Origin of the sequence: Metapseudomonas boanensis (genome assembly GCF_042232855.1) — a bacterium.
Lineage (GTDB): Bacteria > Pseudomonadota > Gammaproteobacteria > Pseudomonadales > Pseudomonadaceae > Metapseudomonas > Metapseudomonas boanensis.
The window spans coordinates 1,992,401-2,009,385 of record NZ_CP113889.1 but is presented as its reverse complement, the minus strand read 5'-3'; the positions used below and the strand labels follow the sequence as shown (position 1 = coordinate 2,009,385).

Annotated in this window: 12 protein-coding genes; 7 read left to right on the top strand and 5 right to left on the bottom strand. The window is 64.4% G+C overall.

From position 1 onward, the window contains the following. Positions 1 to 8: 8 nt before the first annotated feature. From pyrR to gshB, 5 genes are all read right to left on the bottom strand, one after another. Positions 9 to 521, bottom strand: a complete 513-nt coding sequence (pyrR, locus tag OXH74_RS09185) for a bifunctional pyr operon transcriptional regulator/uracil phosphoribosyltransferase PyrR (protein ID WP_375740944.1) — start codon at positions 519 to 521, stop codon at positions 9 to 11. Positions 522 to 535: 14 nt separating this feature from the next. Further along, positions 536 to 973, bottom strand: coding sequence for a Holliday junction resolvase RuvX (gene ruvX, locus OXH74_RS09180; RefSeq protein WP_375740943.1), 438 nt, complete (start codon positions 971 to 973; stop codon positions 536 to 538). Next, positions 973 to 1,539, bottom strand: coding sequence for a YqgE/AlgH family protein (locus tag OXH74_RS09175; protein WP_375740942.1), 567 nt, complete (start codon positions 1,537 to 1,539; stop codon positions 973 to 975). The genes ruvX and OXH74_RS09175 overlap by 1 nt, the downstream gene beginning before the upstream one ends. A 107-nt stretch (positions 1,540 to 1,646) precedes the next feature. After that, positions 1,647 to 2,540 carry an energy transducer TonB gene (locus tag OXH74_RS09170; RefSeq protein ID WP_375740941.1) on the bottom strand — a complete coding sequence of 298 codons (894 nt, stop codon included), beginning with the start codon at positions 2,538 to 2,540 and terminating at the stop codon, positions 1,647 to 1,649. A gap of 56 nt (positions 2,541 to 2,596) precedes the next feature. After that, positions 2,597 to 3,559 (bottom strand): glutathione synthase, encoded by a 963-nt coding sequence (gene gshB, locus OXH74_RS09165; RefSeq protein ID WP_375740940.1) that lies wholly within the window; start codon positions 3,557 to 3,559, stop codon positions 2,597 to 2,599. Positions 3,560 to 3,829: 270 nt separating this feature from the next. Here gshB and pilG point away from each other — a divergent pair, with 270 nt between their 5' ends. The 7 genes from pilG (at position 3,830) to OXH74_RS09130 (ending at position 16,982) form a co-directional block, all read left to right on the top strand. Further along, a complete protein-coding gene (gene pilG, locus OXH74_RS09160; RefSeq protein ID WP_003455569.1) occupies positions 3,830 to 4,237 on the top strand; it encodes a twitching motility response regulator PilG in 408 nt (135 codons plus the stop codon). 45 nt (positions 4,238 to 4,282) lie between these two features. Next, positions 4,283 to 4,648: a twitching motility response regulator PilH gene (pilH, locus tag OXH74_RS09155; RefSeq protein ID WP_215377189.1), complete on the top strand. Its 366-nt coding sequence runs from the start codon at positions 4,283 to 4,285 to the stop codon at positions 4,646 to 4,648. Positions 4,649 to 4,703: 55 nt separating this feature from the next. Continuing rightward, positions 4,704 to 5,240, top strand: a complete 537-nt coding sequence (locus OXH74_RS09150; protein WP_375740939.1) for a chemotaxis protein CheW — start codon at positions 4,704 to 4,706, stop codon at positions 5,238 to 5,240. A gap of 149 nt (positions 5,241 to 5,389) precedes the next feature. Then, positions 5,390 to 7,438: a methyl-accepting chemotaxis protein gene (locus OXH74_RS09145; protein ID WP_215377185.1), complete on the top strand. Its 2,049-nt coding sequence runs from the start codon at positions 5,390 to 5,392 to the stop codon at positions 7,436 to 7,438. A 62-nt stretch (positions 7,439 to 7,500) separates the two neighbouring features. Then, a complete protein-coding gene (locus tag OXH74_RS09140; protein ID WP_215377526.1) occupies positions 7,501 to 8,361 on the top strand; it encodes a protein-glutamate O-methyltransferase CheR in 861 nt (286 codons plus the stop codon). Between the two features lie 9 nt (positions 8,362 to 8,370). Then, positions 8,371 to 15,966 carry an Hpt domain-containing protein gene (locus OXH74_RS09135; RefSeq protein WP_375740938.1) on the top strand — a complete coding sequence of 2,532 codons (7,596 nt, stop codon included), beginning with the start codon at positions 8,371 to 8,373 and terminating at the stop codon, positions 15,964 to 15,966. Beyond that, positions 15,963 to 16,982: a chemotaxis protein CheB gene (locus tag OXH74_RS09130; protein ID WP_375740937.1), complete on the top strand. Its 1,020-nt coding sequence runs from the start codon at positions 15,963 to 15,965 to the stop codon at positions 16,980 to 16,982. Before OXH74_RS09135 ends, OXH74_RS09130 begins: the two co-directional genes overlap by 4 nt. Positions 16,983 to 16,985 lie beyond the last annotated feature (3 nt).

The following is a 16,985-nucleotide window of genomic DNA, read 5'->3' as shown; positions in this document are numbered from 1 at the left end:
GGGGGGGGTCAGGCGGGCGAGGCAAGGTCCTGGCGCTCAAGGGTGAGCGGCGCGGGGCCGAGCAATTTTACCCGTTCCGTGGCACCCAGCGACAGGGTTGCGCCGACGACGTCGGGACGAATCGGCAGCTCGCGGGCATTGAGGTCCAGCAGGCAGACCAGGGTCACGCTCGCCGGCCGGCCATAGTCGAACAGTTCGTTGAGTGCTGCGCGGACGGTACGGCCACTCATCAGCACGTCATCGATCAGCACCAGGTGCTGACCGTCGATCTCGAACGGCAGCTCGGACGGACGAACCTGTGGGTGCAGTCCGGTCTGGGTGAAGTCATCGCGATAGAAGGACACATCGAGGATGCCCAGCGGCACCTCCTGGCCGAGAGCCTGGAGGAGCGCCTGGGCAACCCACACGCCGCCGGTGCGGATGCCGACGAACCTGGGTTCGGTAATGCCGCGCGCGTGCAGATGCGCGGTGAGATTGCCGGCCATCCTCGGCAGCAGTTCGACGGGGTTGGGCAGGGTCATCGGCATTCCTCGCATCAGTTTCCAGTGTGTTCGGCCAACCAGCCTTCAAGCAGCAGGGCGGCAGCCAGGGCATCCACCGGGCGGTCTCGGTATCCTTCGCGCTGGCCCTGGGCCAGGCGCTGGCCCTTGGCCTCGAAGGTGGTCAGGCGTTCGTCATGGGTGAACACCGGCAGGTTGAACCGGCCGTTCAGGCGTCGGGCGAATTTCTCGGCGCGGACGCTCATATCGCTGGGTGTGCCGTCCATGTTCAGCGGCAGACCTACGACCATGGCGTCCGGCTGCCATTCGCGGATCAGGGCTTCGACCTGCTGCCAGTCCGGTACGCCGTTCTGGGCCTTGAGCACGCGCAACTCACGTGCCTGGCCGGTAACGGCCTGGCCGACGGCCACACCGATCTGTTTGGTGCCGTAATCGAAGCCGAGCAACAGGCGCAGGGGTTTGGTTTCGACCATCAGGCGTGCCCGGCCTGGGCGGTGAGCAGGCTGAGATTGATGCCCAGGCGGGCTGCGGCTGCAGCCAGGCGCTGGTCGGATGGCGTGTCGAACAGGATCGCGAGGTCCGCAGGACAGGTCAGCCAGGCGTTGTCGCTGAGTTCAGCCTCCAGCTGACCGGCATCCCAACCGGCATAACCCAATGCCACCAGGCTTTTCGCAGGTCCGCTGCCATCAGCGATGGCGAACAGCACATCCTGGGAGGTCGACAACGACAGCTCGCCCAGCTCCAGCGTGGCCTGGTAGCTGTGGCCGCTGGGGTGCAGGACGAAGCCGCGGTCGGTCTGGACCGGGCCGCCAGCAAAGATCGGCTGGCCCTGGCAGCGCGCCGGCGGAGTGTCCTCCGGACGCAGCTGCTCGAGCACATCGCTCAGGCTGAGGCCGTTGGGCCGGTTGATGACCAACCCCATGGCGCCCTGATCGTTGTGCTCCACCAGGTAGGTGACGGTCTGGGCAAAATTCGGATCGACCATGTGGGGCATGGCAATCAGGAAGTGATGCTTCAAGTAGCTCGGTGCGCTTTTCATATCCGTTAGTTTCAGGCTTAAGGCGGCAGGCTTCAAGCAGCAGGTGGAAGGGCGGACTCCGTTCAGGCGACAGGTTCACCGACGTGCGGTGAGCAATGCTCTTTAGCTTAGTTGCTCGACAGGCGATCGCCGCGCTCGAAGCGCCAGGTCCGGATGATTTCCAGACGGTCGATGTCGGCCAGGTCACCGCTGAACGGTGCATACGGGGCAGCAAGCCGGACGATACGCATAGCGCCCTGGTCCAGCACGGGGAATCCGGACGATTCCAGCACCTGCACTTCGTAGAGGGTGCCGTCGCGATTGATCGACACCAGCAGTCGCAGGTTGCCGTAGATGCGCTGGCGCCGGGCCTCTTCCGGGTAGTTCAGGTTGCCGATACGCTCGATCTTCTTGCGCCACTCTTCCTTGTACCAGGCCCCCTTGTCGCGCATGGTCGAGGCGGCGTTGAGGCGGTGGATTCGAGGGCGCTTGGCATAGAGCTGGCGCTCCTTGTCCAGTTCGGCTTCGAGGCTGGCGATCTCCGCGGAGAGTTGCGAGCTGTCGAAGCTGGGGGCCGGCTTCGTCTCAGGCTGGGGACGTGTCTGCTCGCGCTTGACCGGAGTCTTCTGCGGCTGCGGCGACCGCGTGGCGATGGCTGCCCTGGGAGCCTCCTTGCGCGGTGCCTGGGGCGGCGCTGCAGGCGGCGTGACCTTGCGGATCTGCTTGTCCTGGAACTGCGCCACCTCAGTGGTCTTGGGCGTCGCTTTGTGCTCCAGGGTGCCACTGCCCTGCTGGTTGGCCTGCGCGAGGAAGTCGGCCTTTTTGGGCTTTTCCTCGCTCTTGAAGGTAGCCAGGGTGATCTCCAGCGTCTTGCTGATCTGCTGCGGGTCACCAAAGCTGAAGCCGACGCCGAGCAGCAACACGATGTGCAACACAGCCGCGAGGAACAGGGTAAAACCCAGCCGATCCGCCGAGCGGACGCCGGCGGATGGAGGGTTCGAGATGTTCACGGCTGCGCTCATCGCCAATCTGCTTGCTTCAGGATGCCGCGCAGTCTGCCGAGGGCTCAGGGAAAAGTCTATGAAGCACTCCGCGCCTCGAGCTTGACGGCGATCACCTCCATGAGACGCTCGCCAATGCGGGTGTCATAGGCCGCATCGATTTCTCGAATGCAGGTCGGGCTGGTCACGTTGATTTCGGTGAGGTGTTCGCCGATCACGTCCAGGCCGACGAACAGCAGGCCTTTATCGCGCAGCACCGGGCCGACGAGAGCGGCGATCTCGCGATCACGGTCACTCAGCGGCTGGGCTTCGCCACGCCCGCCGGCGGCCAGGTTGCCGCGGGTCTCCCCAGCGGCGGGAATACGCGCAAGGCAATAGGGCACCGGCTCGCCATCGATCATCAGGATGCGCTTGTCGCCGTCCTTGATCGCCGGCAGGTAGCGCTGCGCCATGATCTGCTGCTTGCCGTGGGCCGTGAGGGTCTCGAGGATCACCGAGAGGTTCGGATCGCCTTCTCGGTGACGAAAGATCATCGAACCACCCATGCCATCCAGGGGTTTGAGAATGATGTCACGCTGCTCGGCCGCAAACTCGCGCAGAATGTCCGCTCGTCGACTGACCACGGTTGGCGGCGTGCATTGTGGAAACTGGGTGGCGAAGTACTTCTCGTTGCAGTCACGCAGGCTTCGCGGGCGGTTGACCACCAGCACGCCAGCGTGTTCGGCCTGTTCGAGCAGATAGGTGGAGTAGACGAACTCGTTGTCGAAGGGCGGGTCCTTGCGCATCAGGATCACGTCCAGGTCGGTCAGCGGAACGTCGAGTTCCTCACCTAATTCGAACCAGTGCACGGCGTCGTAGAAAACTTTTATCGGACGCATGCGCGCGCGAGCTTCACCGGTTTTCTGGTATAGATCCTGCTGCTCCATATAGAAGAGGTTCCAGCCGCGCGTCTGGGCGGCCAGCAGCATCGCGAGGGAGCTGTCCTTCTTGAAGGAGATTTGCGCAATGGGGTCCATGACGATCCCGAGGCGAACGCTCATGGGGGGTCTCCGCAACAAGTGTTGAGTGGGGCGCCAGTAGAGATGGCGGGCCGGTTGGGTAAGACGCTCAGGGTGGCGTCTGATATTGCTCCCGGTCAAGGAAAAACCTTCCCCGAACAGGGAAGAATCGCGGATGCGGCGGGTTTGTAGCCTGCATCTGGAGACTGTGCTAAAAAGGCCCGTCGATTGGGCTGCAGCCCGTCGGCTATAGGGCCTCAGGCGCAAAAATAACGCAGAATAACGACTCACCGAGGCAATGGTAGGGCGAACATGGAACAGCATTCCGAGGGTTTGAAGGTCATGGTGATCGACGATTCGAAAACGATTCGCCGCACCGCCGAGACTCTGCTGAAAAAGGTGGGCTGCGAGGTCATCACTGCGGTGGATGGTTTCGATGCCTTGGCCAAGATCGCCGATTCCCACCCTAATATCATTTTCGTCGACATCATGATGCCGCGCCTGGATGGCTACCAGACCTGTGCCCTGATCAAGAACAACAGTGCTTTCAAATCCACCCCGGTGATCATGCTGTCCTCCAAGGATGGCCTGTTCGACAAGGCCAAGGGTCGCATCGTCGGTTCCGACCAGTACCTCACCAAGCCTTTCAGCAAGGAAGAGCTGCTCGGCGCGATCAAGACTCACGTCCCCGATTTCACCCCGGTGGAGCAAGCCTCCTGAAGTCCGGCCTGATGGCCGGTGAAGCCTTTCCGTATGGGGAACACCATGGCTCGTATTCTGATTGTTGATGACTCGCCGACCGAGATGTACAAGCTCACCGCCATGCTCGAGAAGCATGGCCACCAGGTGCTCAAGGCCGAGAATGGTGCCGATGGCGTCGCGCTGGCCCGCCAGGAAAAGCCCGATGCAGTGCTGATGGACATCGTGATGCCCGGCCTCAATGGCTTCCAGGCCACCCGCCAGCTCACCAAGGATGCCGATACAAGTCATATCCCGGTCATCATCGTCACCACCAAGGACCAGGAAACCGACAAGGTCTGGGGCAAGCGCCAGGGCGCGCGCGACTACCTGACCAAACCGATCGACGAAGACACCCTGCTCAAGACCCTGAATGCGGTACTGGCCGGCTGATACTAAGCCGGGTGCCGTTCGATAACTATTAGAAACAAGGCCAAGGCTGGTCGCCATGTCGGATTCGCGGACCCCTTTCCAGCTTCTCTTCGAGATCGACCAACGCTGTCGTGCGCTGGCCGCTGGCCTGCCTGCGCAACAACAGGTCGTACAAAGCTGGAGCGGCATCGGCTTCCGCATGGGCGAGCGCTTGTTCGTCGCGCCCATGGGCGAAGTCGCCGAAGTCCTGCATGAACCGCGCTATACCCTGATGCCCGGCGTGAAGAACTGGGTCAAGGGCGTGGCCAACGTGCGCGGCCGGCTATTGCCAATCATGGACCTGTGCGCGTTCTTCGGTACCGAATTATCACCGCTGCGCAAGCAGCGCCGGGTGCTGGTGGTGGACCACCAGGAAATCTTCGCCGGGCTCATCGTCGATGAAGTGTTCGGCATGCAGCATTTCCTGGTGGACTCGTTCAGCGAGGAATTGCCACCGCTGGAAACCGCCGTCGAGCCTTTCATTCACGGTGTCTTCCGTCGGGAGCAACCCTGGCTGGTATTCAGCCCGCATGCCTTGGCGCAGCACCAGGCGTTTCTCGAGGTGGCGGTTTAGTTTCGCTGCGGGCGGCCCGCAGTGGCCGCCGCATACCAGGCCCGGGAGCCCAGCTCCTGGCGCCATGGCTTCAAGGTTGGGCCGGTCGTTCCGGCCCTTTGGCGTTAGATGGGAATCGTAGAGTGGTTGGTCCAGGCGGGGGCCCGATAATGAAAAGACTGAACGCAGGCAATCTATTTTCGGCGGGGCGAAGCACGCCGCTGATCGCTGGACTCTTCGTAGTCCTGATCATCGCCATCGTGCTGTTGTTCGCAAACTTCGCGTACGTCAACACCCAGGCGAACTACGACAAGGAGTACATCAGCCACTCTGGTGAGCTGCGCGTGCTTTCCCAGCGTATCGCCAAGAACGCCAGCGAGGCGGCAGCGGGCAAGGCCGAAGCCTTCGCCCTGCTCAAGGACGCACGCAACGACTTCGAGAAGCGTTGGAACACTCTGGTCCAAGGTGACGAGATCACCGGCCTGCCGACCGCGCCGACCGCCGTGAAGGCGGAAATGGACGCCGTGCAGAAGGATTGGGACAGCCTGCGGCAGAACGCCGACGCGATCCTCGCCAGCGAGCAGACCGTCCTCTCCCTGCACCAAGTGGCCGCGACCCTGGCCGAAACCATCCCGCAACTGCAGGTGGAATACGAGGAAGTCGTCGACATCCTGCTGGAAAGCGGCGCGCCTGCCAGCCAGGTGTCGGTGGCCCAGCGCCAGTCGCTGCTGGCCGAACGTATCCTCGGCTCGGTGAACAAGGTACTGGCCGGCGACGAAGACTCCGTACAGGCCGCCGACATGTTCGGTCGCGACGCCAGCCTGTTCGGCCGCGTGCTCAGCGCGATGGTCGAAGGCAATGCAGCGATGGAGATCTCCAAGGTCACCAACCCCGAGGCCCTGGAGCGCCTACAGGAGATCTCCGAACTGTTCGAGTTCGTCTCCGGTTCGGTGGACGAAATCCTGGAAACCTCGCCGGAGCTGTTCCAGGTCCGTGAATCCGCCAACACCATCTTCAGCGGCTCGCAAACCCTGCTGGACAAGGCCTCGACCCTGACCGACGGCTTCGAGAACCTGGCCTCCGGCCGCGCCATGAACACCTTGGCCGGTTATGTGCTCGGCGCCCTGGCCCTGGGCGCAGTCATCCTCATCGGCCTGGTGATGGTGCAGAGCGCACGTAGCCGCCTGGCCGAAACCGCCGCGAAGAACGAACGTAACCAGGCTGCGATTCTGCGTCTGCTCGACGAAATCGCCGACCTCGCCGACGGTGACCTGACCGTAGCCGCGACCGTGACAGAGGACTTCACCGGCGCCATCGCCGACTCGATCAACTACTCGATCGACCAACTGCGCGAACTGGTCGAAACCATCAACCTGACTGCCGTACAGGTGGCCGCTGCCGCCCAGGAAACCCAGGCCACCGCCATGCACCTGGCCGAAGCGTCCGAGCACCAGGCCCAGGAAATCGCCGGCGCATCCGCCGCCATCAACGAGATGGCGGTGTCGATCGACCAGGTATCGGCGAACGCCTCGGAGTCCTCGGCGGTAGCGGAGCGATCCGTAGCCATCGCCAACAAAGGCAACGAGGTCGTACACAACACCATCACCGGCATGGACAACATCCGCGAACAGATCCAGGACACCTCGAAGCGAATCAAGCGCCTCGGTGAATCGTCCCAGGAGATCGGCGACATCGTCAGCCTGATCAACGACATTGCCGACCAGACCAACATTCTCGCCCTGAACGCCGCGATCCAGGCGTCCATGGCCGGTGACGCCGGCCGCGGCTTCGCCGTGGTAGCGGACGAAGTACAACGCCTGGCGGAACGTTCCTCCGCCGCGACCAAGCAGATCGAAGCGCTGGTGAAGACCATTCAGACCGACACCAACGAAGCGGTTATCTCCATGGAGCAGACTACCTCCGAAGTGGTGCGCGGTGCCCGCCTGGCACAGGACGCCGGTGTGGCCCTGGAGGAGATCGAAAAGGTATCCAAGACCCTCGCGGCGCTGATCCAGAACATCTCCAACGCCGCTCGTCAGCAAGCTTCCTCGGCCGGCCATATCTCCAACACCATGAACGTGATCCAGGAGATCACCTCGCAGACCTCTGCCGGTACCACCGCCACCGCGAAGAGCATCGGCAACCTGGCGAAGATGGCCAGCGAGATGCGCAAGTCGGTTTCCGGTTTCAAACTGCCGGAAGCCCAGGATCTGGCCTGACCAAGGGAGAAGCCGCGGCCGGAGGCCGCGGCGCGACGACCATGAATCAAGGGCACGACAGCATGCAGCCAGGCGGCGTCTGGGCCTTGAAACCCATGGCCGACATGACGGCCGAGGAGTTTGACGACTGGCGCAAGCTGCTCGAGGAGCGCACTGGCGTGGTGGTCAACGAGCAGCGACGCACCTTCCTGCAAACCAACCTGTCGGCGCGCATGCGCGAGCTGGGCGTGCCGGACTACGCCACCTACTACCGCCAGGTGACCGACGGTCCGCGTGGCGCGGTGGAATGGGCGAGCCTGCTGGACCGCCTGACCGTTCAGGAGACACGCTTCTTCCGGCACCAGCCTTCGTTCCAACTGCTGGGCAGCTACCTGCGCGAGCGCCTGGCCCAAGGGCTGGCGCAGCCCCTGGCGATCTGGAGTGTCGGCTGCGCCAGCGGCGAGGAGCCTTATTCCCTCGCCATGCTGGCAGCCGAGGTACTGGCGGGCAGCGAGCGGCCGGAATACTTCGGTGTGACCGGCACCGACATCAGCCTCAATGCGCTGGCCAAGGCCCGCGAAGGCGTTTATGGCGCCCGACGCCTGGAACAGTTGGAAAGCACCCTCGCCGAGCGCTATTTCCAGGTGCTGGGAGATGGGCGCTACAAGGTATCGCCGAGCCTGGCCGCACGCGTGTGCTGCGCCCGGCTCAATGTGCTGGACCTGGCCAAGGCGCCAATGTCCGGCATGGACGTAATCTTCTGTCAGAACCTGTTGATCTATTTCCGCCGCTGGCGACGCCGGGAGATTCTCAATCGCCTGGCCGAGCGCCTGGCACCGGGAGGCCTGCTGGTGCTAGGGGTGGGTGAGGTGGCGGGATGGCACCATCCGGACCTGGAGCCGGTGGCCAATGAACAGGTTCTTGCATTCACCCGGAAGGGATAGCAGACGGCTATGACTGATCGGCACGACTACGTCGCCCTCGAGTGGGTCAAGGGCGAGATCGCGGAAACCCTGAAGCAGGCTCGACAGGCCCTGGAGGCCTACGTCGAGAACCCGCAGGACCCGACGCGCATGCGCTTCTGCCTGACCTACGTGCACCAGGTCCAAGGCACGCTGCAGATGGTCGAGTTCTATGGCGCGGCGCTGCTTGCCGAGGAAATGGAGCAGTTGGCCCAGGCGCTCATCGATGGGCGCGCGAGCAACCAGCGCGAGGCCCTGGAAGTGCTGATGCAGGCCATCCTGCAACTGCCGCTCTACCTCGATCGCATTCAGAGCGCCCGACGCGACCTGCCGATGGCCCTGCTACCCCTGCTCAACGACCTGCGCGCCGCGCGCGGCGAAAAGCTCCTTTCGGAAACCAGCCTGTTCGCCCCGGACCTCTCCAGCCAACGACCTGCGCTGCCTGTTGAGACCCTCGCACGCCTGCGCACCGCCGAGCTGCCAGTGCTGCTGCGCAAGATGCGGCAGATGCTGCAAGCCGCGCTGGTCGGCATCATCCGCGGCCAGGACCTGGCCACCAACCTCGGTTACATGGCGCGCGTCTTTGCTCGTCTCGAATCGCTATGCCAGGACGCCCCGCTCGAGCCGCTGTGGAAGATCGCCTCAGCCCTGGTGGAAGGCCTGGCCAACGGCAGCGTGGTCAACGGCTCGTCGGTGCGCAACCTGCTGCGTGAGGTGGACAAGGAACTCAAGCGCTTGCTGGACCAAGGGGCCGACGGTTTCAACCAGCCCGCGCCGGAAGACCTGGTGAAGAACCTGCTGTTCTATATTGCCAAGGCTCCCGCCCAGTCGCCGCGTATCCGCGCCATCCAAGAACAATACCGCCTCGACGAAGCCCTCCCGGACAGCGAGCTGGTGGACGAAGAGCGTGCCCGCCTTGCCGGCCCCGACCGCGGCGCCATGCGCTCGGTAGTGACCGCCCTGTGCGAAGAGCTGGTTCGCGTCAAGGACAGCCTCGACTTGTTCGTACGCAGCGATCGCCACGGGGTCACCGAACTGGACAGCCTGCTGGCACCACTCAAGCAGATCGCCGACACCCTGGCGGTACTAGGCTTCGGCCAGCCACGCAAGGTGATCCTCGACCAGCTCGACGTTATCCACAGCCTGTCGCTCGGCCAGCGCGAACCCAGTGACGCAGTACTGATGGATGTAGCCGGCGCGTTGCTCTATGTCGAAGCCACACTGGCCGGCATGGTCGGCCCAACGGAAGACGCCGCCACCGAGGCCAGCCATCTGCCGACCACCGACGTCGCGCAGATCCACCAGTTGGTGATCAAGGAAGCACGCAACGGGCTGGAACAGGCGAAGGATGCCATCATCGAGTTCATCGCCTCGCAGTGGAACCACGAGCACCTCGCGCGCGTTCCTGAGCTGCTGACCCAGGCCAGGGGAGGCCTGGCGATGATCCCGCTGCCACGTGCGGCCGCCCTGCTGGCGGCGTGCAACGGCTACATTCAGGAACAGCTTCTGGCACGCAAGGCCGTGCCCAACTGGCAGAGCCTGGACACCCTGGCCGATGCCATCACCAGCGTCGAGTACTACCTCGAACGCCTCTCCGAAGACCATGCCACCCAGGGCGACCTGATCCTGGATGTCGCTGAAGAGAGCCTGGAGAGCCTCGGCTACCCGATTCAGGAAAAACCCTCGATCCTCGATCACGACAACGAAGAAGAGGCCGAGCCACTCGCGCCGCTGGCTGACCCGCTGCAGGACATCGAAGTGCTGGCTGTCGAGGAGGCGGAGCTTGAGCAGCATCTCGACCCAGAGGACGACATCGAGCTCGACCTGACGGACCTGCAAGAGCAACCGGAAGCGATCGTCGCCCCGGCCGCTGCCCCGCAGTCCGGGGGCAGCGAGTTGCTTGTCTCCGATGACAACTGGAGCCTCGGCGAGGCAGCGCTTGATGCCACCGAACAGAGCATCGACCTCAGCCTGGATGCACCGCTGCAGTGGGAAGACACACCAGCACTGAGCACCGCACTACCGGGTACGGCGCAAGAGCTGCCAGGCCTGGAAGTCGACGAACGGGAAAGCCTGTCCGCTGCAGGAGACATCCTGACACCGGACGAAGGCGAGCGGCTCGAGCTGAACCTGGACAACCCGCTGGAGTTCGACCACGAGACGCTGCCCAGCTTCGATCTCGCCGACCTCGAAGAGCTACCTCCTGCCCTACCGGCTGATGCCGGAGCCACCCGCCTGCTACTGCCGCCAGCGGATGACGAAACGCTGCCACGCCTGGACCTCGACGAACTGGAAAACCTGTCCGCTGCAGGAGACATCCTGACACCGGACGAAGGCGAGCGGCTCGAGCTGAACCTGGACAACCCGCTGGAGTTCGACCACGAGACGCTGCCCAGCTTCGATCTCGCCGACCTCGAGGAACTGCCCCCTGCTCTCCCGGCTGATGGCGAAGTCCTCGACCTGTCCCTGCCGCCGGCGAGTGGCGAGGTGCTGCCGAGTCTGGACTTCGACGAACAGGAGGAACTGTCAGCCATCGAGCCCCCTGTCGACATGGATGCCCCCAGCCTCGACGAGCTCAGCACACCACTGGAGTGGGACGAAGCCGCGTTAGCCGAGCTGGGTCTGCCGGAAGTCGAACTGCCCACGGCCCCTCTCGAAGCCGAGCCGTCGGCCCCTGCCGAAGAACGCCCGCTGTCGCTGGCAGAAGTGATGGCAACGCCAATGCCGGCCTTCAACCCGCCAGCCCAGGAGGTGCCGCCCAGCCTGCTGCCGCCGCCTGCGGACGAAGAACCGGTGGACGATGAGCTGCAGGAAGTCTTCATTGAAGAAGCCGGGGAAGTGCTGGAGACCCTCGGCGAGTACCTGCCGCGCTGGCATGCCGACATCAACGACCGGGACTCCCTGGGCGAAGTACGCCGTGCGTTCCATACCCTCAAGGGCAGCGGCCGTATGGTCCGCGCGCTGGTGATCGGCGAGCTGTCCTGGTCCATCGAGAACCTGCTCAACCGCGTGCTCGACCGCAGCATCCAGGCCGACGAGCCAGTGCTCCAAGTGATCGACGATGTGGTCACCCTGCTCCCGGCACTGGTCGAAGAATATGCCGCCAAGGCCCAGCGTCAGCGCGAAGATGTCGATCGTCTGGCCGCCATTGCCCATGCCCTGGCCAAGGGACAAAGCCTCCCGAAACCTGACACCCCGGGGTCAGAGCCAGCCGTCGAGCCTGCAGGCACGCTGCAGGCCCTCGCTAACAGCCCAGCCGAAGAAACTCTCGACCCGCAGTTGCTGGAGATCTTCCGCAACGAGGCGGAAAACCACCTGGACACCCTGGCCGCTTTCCTGGCCAGCTGCGACCAATGGCTGCCCCGGACGATCAATGATGACCTCCAGCGTGCCCTGCATACCCTCAAGGGCAGTGCACACATGGCCGGTATCCTGCCGATCGCGGAGATTGCCACACCGCTGGAGAAGCTGGCCAAGGAGTACAAGGCCAACCTGCTGGCCATCGACCTGTCCGAGGCCGAACTGCTGCACGAGGCCCTGCACCTGTTGCGCCAGGGCGTTGCCCAGCTGGACAGTACGCCTCTGGCGCCGATAGCCGGTACCCAGGCGTTGCTCGAACGCATTGCACAACTGCATCAGGAACGCCTTGGCGCTGTTGTCAGCGCCCGTCGCGATGACAAGGGTGAAAGCCGCGATCCGCAGATGATCTCGCTGTTCCTCGCCGAAGGCATGGACATCCTGCTGGATGCTGAAGACCTGCTGCGCCGCTGGCGCGAGCACCCCGGCGAGCGCCAGGAGCTCGGCGCGCTGCTGGACGAGCTCAGCACCCTCGGCCGTGGAGCCGAAATGGCCGAACTGCCGCAGATCGAAGAACTCTGCGAGGCCCTGCTGGACTGCTATGGCGCCGTTGACGAAGGCAGCCTGCCGGTCAACGAACGCTTCTTCAGGGAAGCGGAAAGCGCCCATGAAGCGCTTATCAGCATGATGGACCAGGTCGCCGCCGCCCTGGAGGTAAGTGCCCAACCCGAGCGTGTCCAGGCCCTGCATGCCTTGCTGCAAGACACGATAGACCCGTACGCCCTCGCTCAACTGGGGTCGGACCTGCCAGCCAACCTTGACGTCGAGGGGGCAGCGCCAGAGTCCACCGAGCCAGAACCCACGCAGGCGGCCTTTGCGGAAATGCCCTCGACGCTGGATGAGGAAATGGTCTCCATCTTCCTTGAAGAGGCCGTGGACATCCTCGACAGCGCCGGCAAGGCACTGGAACGCTGGCTGGACAACCCGGAGAATCCTACGGCCCTGCTGGCATTGCAGCGCGACCTGCACACCCTGAAGGGCGGTGCGCGCATGGCCGAGATCGGCCCGATCGGTGATCTCGCCCATGAGCTGGAATCCCTCTACGAAGGGCTTCAGGACCGCCGCTACGCCTATTCGCCGCGGCTTGCCGGCCTGCTACAAAGCAGCCACGACTGCCTGGCCACCCAGCTCCAGCAATTGCAGGCCCACCAGCCACTGACCAACCCCGCGCCGCTGATCCAGGACATTCGCAGCTTCCGCCAAGGCAGCGCGCAGAGCCTGTCAGCCGCTGTGGTCCAATCCTTCCCGGATTTCGAGGACAGCTTCGCGGACGCTGACGAGACGCCGGGCGAGACACGCCAGGACGACGACGACGACGAGCCTGTCGTCGACGAAGCACCGGAACAAGCCATCGACCGGGAACCGCTCGCTGAGCAGCCCGCCCCCCCGTGTGCGCCTGAGCCGGATGACGCCCCGCCGGCACATACCGCGCTCGAGCCCAACCCCGACCCCGACCCCGAGCTGGTAGAGATCTTCCTCGAAGAGGGCTTCGATATCCTCGACAGCGCCGGCGCCGCTCTGCAGCGCTGGATGGAAGCGCCCGACAACACCCTCGAAGTCGAAGCCCTGCAACGCGACCTGCACACCCTCAAGGGTGGTGCGCGCATGGCAGAGATAGGCCCGATAGGCGACCTCGCCCACGAACTGGAGTTTCTCTACGAACGCCTGTGCGATGGGCGCCTGCGCGCCAGCCCGGCCCTCTTCGACCTGCTGCAAAGCTGCCACGACCGTCTCGCCGAAATGCTGGAAGCCGTGCGCGCCCGTCGCCCGCAACCGGATGGCACGCCGCTGATCCAGGCCATCCAGGCCTGGCGCGTTAACCCGGACGAGCAGCTCAGCGTGCCCAGCACCGTGCACCTGCAGCCGCTCACCGCAGAGCCGCCCGAAACGGTCGCTGAAGCCGACATTCTCGACATCTTCCTCGAAGAGGCCGATGACCTGCTGGAGGCCATGGAAACCTCCATCGGCCGCTGGGAGGAAGCCCGCGAAGATGCCAACCACATCGATGACGTGCTGCGTGTCCTGCATACCCTCAAAGGCGGTGCGCGATTGGCCGGGCAGAAACGCCTGGGCGACCTCGCCCATGACCTGGAACAGCACCTGGTCGAAGCCCAACAGCAAGGCGCCCCCTGGCCGGACAGCCTGTTCCTCGACGTGCAGTCCGGCTACGAAGGCCTGCAGGCGGAGCTGGACCAGTTGCGCCAGCAACTCGACTACACGCTCGCCGCGGATGTGACACCCGCCAGATCGTTCCAGCCCGAGATCCGTCCGCAGAACGGCCTGATCGTCGCAGCCAGCGTCCAGCCCACCGAGGCTGTCGCGGAGCGCGTGCTGCCCTTCGTCCGCCGTGCCGAAGAGGCCGCCCAGGACGCGGCCGCCCGGCGTGCGCCCCAGGAACTGGTCAAGGTGCCGGCAGAACTCCTCGAAGGCCTGGTCAACCTGGCCGGCGAGACCTCGATCTTCCGTGGCCGGGTCGAACAGCAGGTCAGCGACTTCAGCTTCACTCTCGCCGAGATGGAGGCCACCATCGAGCGGGTTCGCGACCAGCTACGACGCCTCGACACCGAGACCCAGGCGCAGATCCTCAGCCGCTACCAGGCCGAGGCCGAACGGGCCGGCTACGAAGAATTCGACCCATTGGAAATGGACCGCCATTCGCAGCTGCAGCAACTGTCGCGCGCACTGTTCGAGTCCGCCTCGGACTTGCTCGACCTCAAGGAAACCCTGGCCGCGCGTAACCGCGACGCCGAAACCCTGTTGCTGCAGCAGGCGCGGGTCAACACTGAGCTCCAGGAAGGCCTGATGCGTACGCGCATGGTGCCCTTCGACCGCTTGGTGCCACGACTGCGGCGGATCGTCCGGCAAGTGGCCAACGAGCTGGGCAAGCAGGTCGAGTTCATCGTCGGCAACGCCGAAGGTGAAATGGACCGCACTGTGCTCGAACGCATGGTGGCGCCGCTGGAACACATGCTGCGAAACGCCGTCGACCATGGCATCGAGAGCGCTGAGCAGCGCCAGGCTGCGGGCAAGTCGCAAGCGGGCAACATACGCCTCAACCTCAGCCGCGAGGGTGGCGATATCGTCCTGACCCTGGCCGACGACGGCGCGGGTATCCGCCTCGAAGCCGTGCGCCGCAAGGCTGTCGAACGCGGCATGATGGACCCGAATGCGGACTTGTCGGACCACGAGGTCCTGCAGTTCATCCTCGAACCCGGCTTCTCCACCGCGGACAAGGTCACGCAGATTTCCGGACGCGGCGTCGGGATGGACGTGGTGCACTCGGAGGTCAAGCAACTCGGTGGCTCCATGAGCATCGACTCGACCCTCGGCGAAGGCACCCGCTTCCTCATCCGCCTGCCCTTCACCGTATCGGTCAACCGTGCGCTGATGGTCCTTTCCGGCGAAGACCTCTATGCAATCCCGCTGAACACCATCGAGGGTATCGTCCGGGTGTCGCCGTACGAGCTGGAAACCTACTACCAGCCCAACGCACCGCGCTTCGAATACGCCGGGCAGGATTACGAACTGCGCTACCTCGGCGACCTGCTGAACAACGGTCAGCACCCCAAGCTGGTGGGCCACAGCCTGCCGCTGCCGGTAATCCTGGTGCGTTCAAGCGAACACGCCGTGGCCGTGCAGGTAGACGCCCTGGTCGGTTCCCGCGAGATTGTGGTGAAGAGCCTCGGCCCGCAGTTCGCTGGCGTGCATGGCATCTCCGGCGCAACCATCCTCGGCGATGGCCGGGTGGTGGTGATCCTCGACCTGCTGGCGACCATCCGCGTTCGCCACGCGCACCTGACCCAGCCGCAACTGCGCCTGGCCAGTGCCAACCCTGCGGTCGTCGAGACCGAGCAGGAGCGTCCGCCGCTGGTGATGGTCGTGGACGACTCGGTAACCGTGCGCAAGGTCACCAGCCGCCTGCTGGAGCGCAACGGCATGAACGTGGTAACCGCCAAGGATGGGGTGGACGCCATCACCCTACTGCAGGAACACCATCCCGATATCATGCTGCTGGACATCGAAATGCCGCGAATGGACGGCTTCGAGGTGGCCACCCTGGTTCGCCACGACTCGCGGCTCAAGGACCTGCCGATCATCATGATCACCTCACGGACCGGCGAAAAACACCGTGAGCGCGCGATCGCCATCGGCGTCAACGAGTATCTGGGCAAGCCCTATCAGGAATCCCTGTTGCTCGAAACCATCCAGCAACTGGTCAAAAGGACATGACGGAAAAGACTTCCGCACGGATCGCCGTGCTCGCCGACACCTCGTTGCAGCGTCATGTGTTGCAACAGGCACTGGTCGGCAATGGCTACCAGGTGGTGCTCAACAGCGACCCGGCGCGCCTCGACGAGGAGGCGCTGGACAACTGCGACGCCGAACTCTGGCTGGTGGATCTCGCCCAGTCCGAGGACTCACCCTTGGTGGACAGCCTGCTGGAACGCACTAGCGTGCCGGTTCTATTCGGCGAAGGGCATGCGCCCGAGCGCCACTCTGAACATTACCCGCGCTGGGAGCGACGCCTGTTCGGCAAGCTCAAGCAACTGGTCGGCGACCCCGCCGTGGCCGTGGGGCCCAGCCTGGAAACCCTCATGGCCGATGCCCAGCGCCCAGCGCGCCTGGAACTCCCGCAAGCCTTGGCCAACACACCGCTGGTGGCGGGCGCGCCGGCCCGTGAGGTCTGGCTGCTGGCGGCATCCCTGGGTGGCCCGGAGGCTGTGAAAGCCTTCCTGGATGCCCTGCCCGGCGGCCTGCCCGTTGGTTTCCTCTATGCCCAACACATCGATCCCGCCTTCGAAAGCGTCCTGCCCCAGGCCGTCGGCCGCCACAGCCAATGGCACGTCAACCCGGTGCGACCCGGCGAGCCGGTGCGCTGCGGTGAAGTGATCGTGGTACCGATCAGTCGCGAACTGGCCTTCGCCGACGATGGCCGCATACTGGTGAGCGAGCAGCCCTGGCCGGAGCCCTACAGCCCATCCATCGACCAGGCAATGCTCAACCTCGCCCAGCACTTTGGCGCGCACTGCGGGGTCATCGCCTTCAGTGGCATGGGCAGCGACGGCAGTGCCGCGGCCGCCTACGTGCGCCGCCAGGGCGGGCTGATCTGGACCCAAAGCGCCGATAGCTGCGCCTGCTCGAGCATGCCCGACAGCCTGCGCGAAGGTGGCTACAGCAGCCTGAGCGGAGCACCGCGCGAACTTGCCGCCGCACTGGTCAACCACCTGGCCGCGCAGTGCGCCTGACCA

Bases quoted from the DNA above. Each gene is read 5' to 3' on its own strand.
- OXH74_RS09140 (WP_215377526.1), top strand. From the start codon at position 7,501: ATGCAGCCAGGCGGCGTCTGGGCCTTGAAACCCATGGCCGACATGACG.
- pilG (WP_003455569.1), top strand. From the start codon at position 3,830: ATGGAACAGCATTCCGAGGGTTTGAAGGTCATGGTGATCGACGATTCG.
- OXH74_RS09150 (WP_375740939.1), top strand. From the start codon at position 4,704: ATGTCGGATTCGCGGACCCCTTTCCAGCTTCTCTTCGAGATCGACCAA.
- OXH74_RS09175 (WP_375740942.1), bottom strand. From the start codon at position 1,539: ATGAAAAGCGCACCGAGCTACTTGAAGCATCACTTCCTGATTGCCATG.
- pyrR (WP_375740944.1), bottom strand. From the start codon at position 521: ATGACCCTGCCCAACCCCGTCGAACTGCTGCCGAGGATGGCCGGCAAT.
- OXH74_RS09170 (WP_375740941.1), bottom strand. From the start codon at position 2,540: ATGAGCGCAGCCGTGAACATCTCGAACCCTCCATCCGCCGGCGTCCGC.
- OXH74_RS09145 (WP_215377185.1), top strand. From the start codon at position 5,390: ATGAAAAGACTGAACGCAGGCAATCTATTTTCGGCGGGGCGAAGCACG.
- ruvX (WP_375740943.1), bottom strand. From the start codon at position 973: ATGGTCGAAACCAAACCCCTGCGCCTGTTGCTCGGCTTCGATTACGGC.
- pilH (WP_215377189.1), top strand. From the start codon at position 4,283: ATGGCTCGTATTCTGATTGTTGATGACTCGCCGACCGAGATGTACAAG.
- OXH74_RS09135 (WP_375740938.1), top strand. From the start codon at position 8,371: ATGACTGATCGGCACGACTACGTCGCCCTCGAGTGGGTCAAGGGCGAG.
- gshB (WP_375740940.1), bottom strand. From the start codon at position 3,559: ATGAGCGTTCGCCTCGGGATCGTCATGGACCCCATTGCGCAAATCTCC.
- OXH74_RS09130 (WP_375740937.1), top strand. From the start codon at position 15,963: ATGACGGAAAAGACTTCCGCACGGATCGCCGTGCTCGCCGACACCTCG.